Annotated in this window: 11 protein-coding genes; 5 read left to right on the top strand and 6 right to left on the bottom strand. The window is 57.7% G+C overall.

From position 1 onward, the window contains the following. Positions 1–161: 161 nt before the first annotated feature. Positions 162–503 (top strand): hypothetical protein, encoded by a 342-nt coding sequence (locus tag ACP5J3_RS08660; RefSeq protein WP_428495324.1) that lies wholly within the window; start codon positions 162–164, stop codon positions 501–503. Between the two features lie 75 nt (positions 504–578). Here ACP5J3_RS08660 and ACP5J3_RS08655 read toward each other — a convergent pair whose 3' ends face one another. Continuing rightward, complete coding sequence (locus tag ACP5J3_RS08655; RefSeq protein WP_428495323.1) at positions 579–881, bottom strand: MTH1187 family thiamine-binding protein; 303 nt, start codon at positions 879–881, stop codon at positions 579–581. Positions 882–925: 44 nt separating this feature from the next. Here ACP5J3_RS08655 and ACP5J3_RS08650 point away from each other — a divergent pair, with 44 nt between their 5' ends. Next, complete coding sequence (locus ACP5J3_RS08650; protein ID WP_263246589.1) at positions 926–1,732, top strand: KaiC domain-containing protein; 807 nt, start codon at positions 926–928, stop codon at positions 1,730–1,732. Between the two features lie 50 nt (positions 1,733–1,782). On the opposite strand, the gene ACP5J3_RS08645 is transcribed toward ACP5J3_RS08650, so the two are convergent. Genes ACP5J3_RS08645 through ACP5J3_RS08635 form a run of 3 tightly spaced genes read right to left on the bottom strand, consistent with a single transcriptional unit; the run spans position 1,783 to position 3,493 of the window. Then, positions 1,783–2,130 carry a hypothetical protein gene (locus ACP5J3_RS08645; RefSeq protein WP_428495322.1) on the bottom strand — a complete coding sequence of 116 codons (348 nt, stop codon included), beginning with the start codon at positions 2,128–2,130 and terminating at the stop codon, positions 1,783–1,785. Between the two features lie 58 nt (positions 2,131–2,188). Next, the gene (locus ACP5J3_RS08640) at positions 2,189–2,710 is read right to left on the bottom strand and encodes a hypothetical protein (protein WP_428495321.1); all 522 of its coding nucleotides are present in this window, start codon (positions 2,708–2,710) and stop codon (positions 2,189–2,191) included. A gap of 21 nt (positions 2,711–2,731) precedes the next feature. Further along, positions 2,732–3,493 (bottom strand): SAM-dependent methyltransferase, encoded by a 762-nt coding sequence (locus ACP5J3_RS08635; protein WP_428495320.1) that lies wholly within the window; start codon positions 3,491–3,493, stop codon positions 2,732–2,734. Between the two features lie 168 nt (positions 3,494–3,661). On the opposite strand from ACP5J3_RS08635, the gene ACP5J3_RS08630 reads away from it, so the two are divergent. After that, on the top strand, positions 3,662–4,141 hold the full coding sequence (locus ACP5J3_RS08630; RefSeq protein ID WP_428495319.1) for a molybdopterin-binding protein: 480 nt from the start codon (positions 3,662–3,664) through the stop codon (positions 4,139–4,141). Here ACP5J3_RS08630 and ACP5J3_RS08625 read toward each other — a convergent pair whose 3' ends face one another. Further along, positions 4,142–4,795, bottom strand: coding sequence for a hypothetical protein (locus tag ACP5J3_RS08625; protein ID WP_428495318.1), 654 nt, complete (start codon positions 4,793–4,795; stop codon positions 4,142–4,144). It abuts the gene before it with no gap. A gap of 380 nt (positions 4,796–5,175) precedes the next feature. Here ACP5J3_RS08625 and ACP5J3_RS08620 point away from each other — a divergent pair, with 380 nt between their 5' ends. Then, entirely contained in the window at positions 5,176–6,759 is a 1,584-nt protein-coding gene (locus ACP5J3_RS08620; RefSeq protein ID WP_428495317.1) for a hypothetical protein, read from the top strand. Positions 6,760–7,124: 365 nt separating this feature from the next. Here the strand turns inward: ACP5J3_RS08620 and ACP5J3_RS08615 are convergent, their stop codons facing one another. Beyond that, on the bottom strand, positions 7,125–7,895 hold the full coding sequence (locus ACP5J3_RS08615; RefSeq protein ID WP_428495316.1) for a tRNA pseudouridine(38-40) synthase TruA: 771 nt from the start codon (positions 7,893–7,895) through the stop codon (positions 7,125–7,127). A 25-nt stretch (positions 7,896–7,920) separates the two neighbouring features. Between ACP5J3_RS08615 and ACP5J3_RS08610 the strand changes: the two genes are divergently transcribed. Then, a partial coding sequence (locus ACP5J3_RS08610; protein WP_428495315.1) for a GNAT family N-acetyltransferase occupies positions 7,921–8,485 on the top strand: 565 nt, incomplete at its 3' end.

Genomic DNA, 8,485 nt, shown 5'->3' with positions numbered 1-8,485 from the left:
GCTTTAAAGCCAGCTACGGCGTTCAACTCCCCCATATACATTCTTCCTGATCTAGCGTCGTACAATTTTCCTGATTCAGGAAAAACGTACGGCGTTGAGTCAGGTAAAATGTAGATGAGAGAGGAGAAAGCCGTAGCTGGCTTTAAAGTCCTGGCGTATACGTGGGGGCTGTCCACTACGTCTACCTGGCCGTGGCCGGGGGACGGGTGGCGTACGTAGGCGTGGGGAAGCTCGGCAACTACTACGATCGCATCGACAGACACCTACGCGGCCATTCCTTAATTGCTAAAAGGGGATTAAATGCTGATGTGTTCGCCATGCTGGCTTTGGTGAGAAGCGCCGTGTATGGACACGGCGACGTGAAGCTAAGCGACGTGCGGGACGCCCTCGTAGAGGAGTTGACAGACGTGTTTATCTACACGCTCACCATAGCCGGGCTTCTGGGGATAGATCTCGAGAAGGCCTATTTCGAAAAGCTTGAAAAGAATAGGAGGAGGTTTTAGCCGGAGCCCCTATCACCGGCGGCCCGGCGGGCCGTCTCTGGGGCCGATCCTGCCGCTAGTGGCTTACGTACAGGTTTATAAACCTTCGGCCTTGGCTATCTTCTCCTCGATGTGTAGCTCCTTGTCGAGCCGGCGGTCGATTTTGATCGTGATAGATATCCTCTGCACGCCCATGTCCGTCAGCGTCTTTTCAATCTTCTCGAGGAGGTTTGCGAGTTGCTGGTAGCTGTCGAGCTCTATGTCGGTGAAGCCGGCCCCCGTCCTGTACTTAAACCCAGACGTCTTTATGACCTCGGTTACCCTCGCCACGTATTTAGACAAGCTCGGGGTGCCGGTGCCCAGGGGGACTACCGAGAGGCTTACAACCATCTTAGCCATGGCCTTTTCTTAAACTCTTTTTTAAATACCAACGAGATGTACCTGTGAAGAGGATATCCACGGGGGTGGAGGAGCTGGACAAGGCGCTGGAGGGGGGCATACCCCAGGGCTCTTGGGTGGTGGCCACGGGGGAGCCGGGGGTGGGCAAGTCTATTCTATGCATCCACTTCGCATACGCGGGGCTGAGGGCCGGCGACCCCGTGGTGTACGTCACCACAGAGCAGGAGTTTAGAGACGTCATGGAGCAGGCCAAGCAGCTGGGCATGGACTTTGCCCAGTACGCCGCCTACAACATCGCGTGGAAGAAGGAGCCGGAGGAGCTGCCAGAGATTGTGGTGATCGACATATTCGGCCTTTTGAAGGTGGCTAGGCAACTCACCGAGAGGGCCAGGGAGGAGAGCCCGGAGAAGGTTAGGCGCTACGCCGCCCTCTCCATCGACACCTTGATCGAGGCCATCAACGAGGCCTATAAAATACTGGCCGTGGCGGGGGAGAGGGGCACGCCGGAGCGCCACGTGAGGCTCGTCATCGACTCTATGTCGGCCTTCTGGGTGGACAAGCCCGTCATGGCTAGGAAGTACAGCTACCAGCTGAAGATAGCCACCCACCGAGACAACGTGACGGCGCTCCTCACCAGCCAGTACGCCCCGACCACGAGGCAGGCCTACGGCTTCGGCCTTGAACACATCGCCGACGGGGTGATACACATGTGGATGGACGAGGTGGAGACAGCCAAGGAGGTGCGGAGGTGGCTGATAATAAAGAAGATGAGAATGACCGCCCACGAAACCAAGGCCTTCAAAGTGAGGATAGAGTCGGGGAGGGGCCTAGTCCTTGAGAAAATCTCGTAAAAAGCGGCTCCGGCACCGGATCTGGAGAACTGAGGCGAGTTTGGAGGTCCTCAGGGCTTAAATGCCTTTCTCCACTTTTTCAACAGCGACGCGGGGTCTGTGCCGGGGTCGCCTGTTTTTATGTACCGCCAGAAGCGCGGCAATTCTGCATCTCCCGAGGTGACGTCTTCAAGCGCCAGCGCCACGGCGGTCGGCACGTCTCTGCCGTAGCTGGCTATCGCCGGGAGGCTGAGGTTAAGATCCCTCGCCGCTGTGAAGCACATCATCCGGTAGGGCCTGGGGCAGTACTTTACGACTTCGTCGATTAGCTCCTCCACAGGCTTGACTCTGCGGATTACGGGCTTGTTTCTAAACACTAGACTAGCCCAGAGGTACCTCAGCCTATACCACGCATCCACGTCTATGTAGTCTGGGTAGTTTTTTAAGCATGGAGTTGAAGGGGTGCGTACTCCCCCTCTATAACCTGAATTTTATATACTCTCTGCCCCCCACGTTGGTGCCCTTCGCCACGCGGACTCTTAGTATGTTGGGCTCGGGGGTCTCCACCTCGCCGCCGAAGTGCCACTCCAGCACCTCCACGTCCTGGGGAAACACCCACACGGCTTCGTAGTCGTAGTCAGCCACCTCCTCCTCGTAGTAGTTCTCGTAGAGGTTCTCGCCCTCCCTCAGCGGCGCGGGGAACGAGCCTAGGAAGGTGATGTAGGGCCTAGTCGGCGCCCCCCTCAAGCCGATATACACGTCGTGGATTACGGGCCTCACTCTCTCCCCGTTGATTCGCACAATCTCCTCGTCCATAAACCTCTGCATATTCTCCCACACAGTAGATATCTCTCTAGCCAAGGCGTCGCCCCCACGTCTAAGCAGGCTGTGGTAGTACTGCCCCCTATCCACATAGTCGAAGATAATCACCATGTTAACCACGCCGCGGCTCACGATGTAGAACCCCTGGGCGTACACCGGAGTGATGTCCTCACCCACGGCATATACATAGGGAGGTATTTAAACGGCTTGGCGCCTGGCGAGCCCCTCGACGCATTCCCTCTCCACCGGGCTCAGCTGGGAGGGAACTATGACGACTGCCGGCCCCTCGACGCCGCTGGTCGCCAAGTCGCCGAGGGTGGTGTACAGCGCCGAGCCTCCCCAGCCGAGGCGGTACACCACAACCACCGGCAGAGCGGGGGTGAAGACGCCGCGCCTCTCCCGCTCCTCTAACTGCATCAACACCGCGGCGGCGTCTCTAGGCGGCATGAAGACGCCGTCTTCCCTAACGTCGAGTAGGAGGAGGGTGTGGAAGCCCCGCTTCAGGTTTTGCTCCACCAGCTCGTAGGGCCTTGTGGAGTAGACGCCGCCTCTTGGGTACGTCACTGTGGCCACACCCCCCATTTTATATATCGACAGACAGCTGACGGAGAAGGCGGCGCATATGATAGACACCCCGGGCACCACCTCCGCCCGGTAACCCCTCGACCTGGCGAGGGCCACTAAGGCGCTGTGCGCCGTGGCGAGGGCGGGGTCGCCGGCGGTGACCAACACAGCCCGGCGGCCCTCTCTCAGGCACTCGAAGATCCTCCTACCAGACTCCTCCTCCAAGTCGCGGCGGGTGAGCCGCACAGGCTCAGACTTGGCCACCCTCCTCAGCCCCTCCACGTCGAGAGGGCCGGTGTAGTCTTCGTAGAAGACGCAGTCGGCCTCCCGTATAATTCTAGCCGCCACCTCCGTGATGTAGCCAGGCCCCGGCCCAACCCCCACGAGGAAGAACACGGCGGGAGGTAGCCAACACTTAAAAACATGTTAAGCGGCTACCCGCCGCTACGCAACATAGGTATGGAGACATATGTAGCCCAGAGGCTTACCTTAGGCGTCTGTGCCTCGCCTTTCTTGTTGACATATTCATTAAAGCTTATATTTGTGTTTTGAAAAGCTGTCGCGATGTACGCCGTTGCGAGGCTTTACGGCTATACCGAGGAGGTGGGGTTCAAGGCCTGGCTGGGGGTGGACCTCGCCAGGGCGCTGGGGGTGAGGGTCGGCGACGGCTTGCGGATTGAGAGCAAGGCCGGGGTCTCCTCGGCCCGGGTTGTGGAGGTGGTTGAGACGGTTAAGGCGGGGCTGTTGCTGACGGTGGACGTCTACATGGCGGTGAGCGGCTTTAGGACTGTGTTGATTAAGAGGCTGAGTAGGGTATACGAGGCGGGGTCTGTGGCGATGGGGGTGGAGGCGGCCAGGTCGCTGGACGTCGACCAGCTAATGAGGCTCGTCAACCTCATGGTCGTCTACAGGGTGCCGGTATTTACAAACTTCACAGGTTTTGTACAGGCGGAGGACGGCAGCTGGGTTAAGCTCCTGGTGAGGGAGATCTCGCCGAGGGAGCCCGCCTACGTGTCGAAGGAGACGAAGATATTCATTAGATGACTAGGGGGGGTACTGGACTCTGCCGAAGTCGAACTTCAAGAGGAGGACTGGGTCCGCCGTTTTCTTCAAAGCATATATCCTCTCGAGGAGTCTCGCGGCTAGCTTGCCGCTTTTATACATCTCCACGGCCTTCTCGGCGCCGTGTCTCTCCACAATGGCGTTTAGCTCATCTCTAATTATGTAGTCGGCTATCTGCTCCACCCCGGCCACCTCCCCGTTCCTCACGAGGTTGGCAATGACGAACAGCCGCAGTTCGGTGAGGTTTATCTTCTTCAACGCGGTGTCGAGGTCGGCGCTCCACTTCACCGACTGGGTAGCCCTCTTAAACTCCTCCTCGGAGAAGACAAGCCTCACCCTCTGGTTCCACTTAAGCTTCCACAAGTTGAACCACTCCACCGCGATTTCCCAAAGCCTCCCCCACATCCTCTCTACATACATACAGAGGCGGAGACGCGCCCTCTGTTCCGAAAACCTCCCCCAGTTGTATATACCAGCCCTCGTGGCTAGATAGTGCATAAAGTCCCTAAATACAAATTCCCTCAGCGCCTCCAACTCCCCCCGGGGCATCTCCCCCAGCTGCTCCTTGACCAACTCGCTCAGCATGGAGTCTATCGCCGCCGCCGCCGCGTCGAAGTCGCAGTAGTAGTAACCCATGGCTATACACCAATTCCCTATTTAAAATCTACCTCTCCCACACGGCCAACGCCTCGCCCGCCACCCTCAGCGCCTCAAGGTGGGCAGTTATGTATGTCAGTAATCTGCACACGCCGCCAGTCTGTAGCTATTATCAGCGGCAACGCCTCGGAGCATTTTCCGCCATTTCTTGGCCACGCCCACCGCCCGCAACACCTCTACTTGACCTGCGGCGCCGCCGACCGCGTGCGGTCGGGGTACATAACGATCACCCAGATCCTTGGCCCGTACCCATATTTTCAATTTTTAGCTACAATATATCTAGCATAAAAATGAAATAGTAATACCGTTCCGTAGTTAACACAATGGAATTGCTTAAAAGGGGGCCTTTAGATCTCTGTGTGCTACGTACCTACTTTGTAGGGCTGGTTTTGGCTCTGGCCGCGGCCTTGGTCTTCGTGACGGCGCCTAAGTTTTCGGCAATGCCTCTTTTGTCTTTACTTGGCGGCGAGGTGCTTAAGGAGCCTTGGGGCTACATTAAGATCTCCACGTCTGGAGATGAAGATGAGATAAGCATAACAGTATTTGAAAATGGGAGGCCCTCAAATAGGGACTACGCCTTTGCAGTGGTGGGCCCGGTTGGGGGGCCTAAATCCGGCGCCGCGGTAAGGGGGAAGGGGAGCGTTAAGCTAGGCCCCTACTACGCGGAGCTAGCCAAGATTGCGGCTGAACACGGCTACAAGCCCAAAGACGTAGAGTTCGGCCTCATGATAGACTTGCTGAGAGAGACAGAGCACAACGAGACCCACGTCGCCGTCGAGAGAATGCTCATCTCAATCCCGCTGAGGCCGGAGAGGCCAAATAAGATAGAGGTATCCGTAGAATTCAAGCCCCAGATCGTCACATACCGCAAAAAAGACGGGAGCCAAGCCACGTCGCACATGCAGAAACAACAGCTACAGTCGACTCCGCCGCCTAAAATTCAGGACCCCAGCTGTCCACAATACCCACAACCCGGCTCTTATTATTTATGTATAGAGTGGGTGCTGGTGTCGAGCCAGGCTTTAACAAACCAGCTAATACCCACCCTAGTGGCATATCTCACAAACTACGACACGCTATATAGCGGTTCCGTAGAAGTATATTCAAGAATTGAAGTTGATCAGAATACTGGCCTTAAGATAACTCTGCCTCTGGGGGGAATTCCTCTTAGCAAAGGGAAGTACTACTTATTTAAATACGGCTTCTCACTAACGCTTAGCTCCTCCGTACCGTTAATGTCGCTGGGTTGCTCATTTAGGCCAGATTCCTCGCCTATTTCTCCGAGTTGTGTTGACATTCTGCGCGGTAATCAGTTTGACACCCCGCCTAGGTACTCTAGGGGGTCCGTCGCCTCGCTGGGGGTGGGGGCCTCCGGCACGGTGTGGGTGGTTACGTATGAAATTTGGTGGGTTGTGTATGAATGGAATGGTAGTGGCTGGACGAGGCAACCCCGGTACAAGGAAGATACCGTGTACGGCCTATGGGCCGTGCCATATGCAGAATCCAAGGGTGATGGGATATACTGGTGGTATCCAAAAGCCGCGGTCAACACGCCAGACATCGAGTACATCTCAGCACTTTTCAACACCCAGGACTATCCCATATCAAGATTCACCGTAGATAGCGGATGCGGCGTGAGCATCAAGTATGACAATTACTACGTAGTTGCAAAGGGTGGAGGTCTATCTGCCCAGCCCTTCCTTTCACTACTAGGCGGAGCGGCTTGCGCCGCTGGCTACTGCTATTTATTACCGATAGCGACGTCGATTGACGTGAATTACAAGACTAGTGAGCATATTAATGGCATTATAGCCGTTAGCTATACACGTCCTGTATACTACGAGACGAGGGGTATGGGCATACGGACCTACCTGGAGTCTATGGGTGTCGAGGCCTATGTGCCTGCCTTGTTTATAAGACCCGGAGCCTACGACATTTGTTAAAACTACTTTTTTAATTTTTGTTTATTGTCTAGGGGTTGTCACGACGAGGGTTTTGGCCGGCGCTGTGGATTGCCACAGCTACGAATCAACACGCGGTGGCGTGTAGGCTTGATGTAGCCTAGCTGGGGAAGAGATTCCGCGGTTGCCGAGGCGGGTTGCGGCGGCCCCCGGCCTTGGGAGGGCATTTACCGCCGCTCCTCCAGCAGATGAGTGAGGCCTTCTTGGCGCGTCTGGCGTCTGTATTTCTTGTATTCCCATCCTGCGTCCTCGGCTACGCCGCCCCCGCCTTGTCACATATATAAACGACGGCCTCAGCTACGCGGCCTCCGTCTGGCTTTCTCGCCAGGCGCCGCCCAATACCCCTTCTACCTCTCCCACATGGCCAGTGCCTCGCCCGCGGCCTTCAGCGCCGCGGCGTGGGCTGTTGCGTATCTATACTTCTCTAGGAAGTATGTGTAGGCCTTTCTGAGGGCGGCGAGGTCGACTTGGAACTCCACGTCGTACTCAATGTCTAGCAACAAGAGCCCCTCCGCCGGGGCGCTGGGCACCGCGCCCGGCCTTGGCTTTTTCAAGAGGTCTTCTACATCCTCTAGCCTCAAGACGCCGCGGCCCGTGGCTAGAATTGCCCACGCCATTTTGCGGATCATCTTGTTTCTAAAGCCCCTCCCCGCGAAGTGTAGGTATATGAGGGGGCCTCTCAGCTCCACGTCTATGCTCTCCACGGTGGTTATGGTTGGCGTGGTCTTGTCTCCGCGGCGCTGTATAAAAGAGCTGTAGTCGTGGGTGCCGGCGAGTAGCTTGGCGGCGTCCCGCATGACGTCGACGTCCTCGCCCCAGTGCGGGGCGACGTATAGATATCGCCTCCTCTTGGCCCTCCTGGGGTTGAAGCCCGGGGGCACCTCCGCCACGGCCCACGCCCAGACGCCTCTCGGAAGCTTCGAGTTGACGTAGCCGATGTGTAGCTTCTGGGGGGCCAGCACCGCGTTGGCTACTGCGGATACGCCGGGGTCTGTCCTGCTACCTTTGCCCAGTATCTCGCCGAAGGCCGCCTTCAGCCGGGGCTCCAGGGAGTTGGGGTGCCCCGTAAATCCATAGAACAGTGTGCCGTCGTAGGCGATGCGGTATAGGTAAGGCATATATCTGCATAAATCCGGCTCTTAAATGCTCACGTTTAGAAAGGCGAGGGAGGAGGACGTCGCCGAGATCGTTGCCTTCACAATGGACACGTGGGATTGGGGCGACTACATCCCGAGGGTGGTCGGGCGGTGGGTGGCCGACGGCAACGCCTACGTGGCGCTTCTGGACGGCCGCATCGCCGCGGTTGCCTCTATGTTGCTAGTGGGGAAGTCGGCCTACCTACGGGGTCTCAGAGTGAGGCCCGAGCTGAGGGGCAGAGGCATTGGGGAGGCCATGACGAGGTTTCTGGTGGACGAGGCGAGGCGGGCCGGCGCGTCTATAGCCACACTCCTAGTGGCGGAGTGGAACAGCCCCAGCCACAACTTGGTGAGGAAGGTGGGCTTCAAGGCCCGGCTGTATGTCTACGGCGGGAGGCCGGCGGGGGGCCGGGGCGGCAGGTGTCTAGAAGGCGCCGAGGCCTACGAGGCGCTGGCCGAGGCGCTTGGGCGTAGCCGGGGCTACGCCTGCCTACCCGACGAGCCTTGGGTCTGCACCGCCGTGACTCCGTGGGATCTGTTGGCGCGGGGGCGGCCGTGTCTCGGCGAGTCGC

The organism is Pyrobaculum sp., from assembly GCF_049971835.1.
Classification (GTDB): domain Archaea; phylum Thermoproteota; class Thermoprotei; order Thermoproteales; family Thermoproteaceae; genus Pyrobaculum.
This window is presented reverse-complemented; position numbering and strand designations above follow the sequence as displayed.